Here is a 1,212-nt window from a genome sequence, read left to right as displayed (position 1 = left end):
AACGTCAACGTCGCTATCGTGATTATACAAGTGAAGATGTTCTGGCTCAGACCGAGTTACTAGGTAAGTTTGATACGTTTTGGGCTCGTCATGAAATTTTACTTTCAACCGAGTTTGGTCAACTCGACTACAAACAAAACCAGCTTCGTCGTAACCACAGCACAGACTCACCAAACATAATTGATATTTACCAACCTGAATATGGCAAATATTTACCGAACCTCACTCCGTTTACCGACACCAAAGAGCGCCAGCGTTACTTTGCACTTAATCTACAAGATCAGATCTTTTTCAATGACCAGTGGAGCGTGTTACTCGGTAACCGTTTTGATCAGGTCGAACAAAACTTTAAAAATCATATAAAACAGACCGAGGACAACCAGACACTTCACCAGAATAATCCACGTTTCGGAGTAAATTTTAAAGCCTCTGAGCAATGGGCGTTTTATAGCAACTATGGCCGCTCATTTGCCATGAATAGTGGCATGAATCGAAATGGTCAGACTTTTGCTCCTGAAAAAGGCGAAAGCTATGAGATCGGTACCAAATATAAAATAAACGACCAAAGTGTGCTGAGTCTCGCTTTGTTTAAAATGAAAAAACAGAATGTACTGACAACCGATCCAATCGACAAAGACTTTCAAACCGCAGCAGGTGAAGTGAGTAGTAAAGGGATTGAGTTTGACTTAAATAGCCAAATCACTGACCGCTGGTTCGTTAATGCCAACTATAGTTATACCGATGCTCAAATTGAAAAAGACCAAGACTTGGCAAAAGGCGCTCGTCTAAGCAATGTTCCAAAACACCAAGGTTCAGTAAGCACCAATTATGAGTTTCTACAAGACGGTGCAAGAAAAGCAGGCGTAGGTGCCAACCTTACCTATGTCGGTGAGCGCAGCGGGCATAACCTAGATAATGGCTTTAACTTACCGAGTTATACGCTGGTCAATTTAAATGGCTACTATGCACCATCTGACCGTTTACGCTATCAGCTGAATATAAATAACCTATTTGATAAGACCTACTATGTCTCAATCTATAGCGATTTATGGGTTCAACCGGGAGAACCATTGAACGCCTCAATTTCGGCGCAGTGGAAGTTTTAATTTATCTATAAAATAAAAAAGCCCGAATAGTTTCGGGCTTTTCACTAAAACATACCATTTTCATTAACGAGTGGATCGGGCTGTATTTGCCCAATATCCCAAAACT

Annotated in this window: 1 protein-coding gene; it reads left to right on the top strand. The window is 40.9% G+C overall.

All coding sequences use genetic code 11. The features are described from left to right. The coding region (locus VXQ92_RS19255; RefSeq protein WP_416682880.1) for a TonB-dependent siderophore receptor at nt 1-1,106 on the top strand (1,106 nt) is incomplete at its 5' end. Nucleotides 1,107-1,212 lie beyond the last annotated feature (106 nt).

The organism is Acinetobacter sp. 228 (assembly GCF_048147885.1).
Note: the sequence above shows the minus strand (reverse complement) of the source record. Positions and strands in the feature narration are given on the sequence as shown.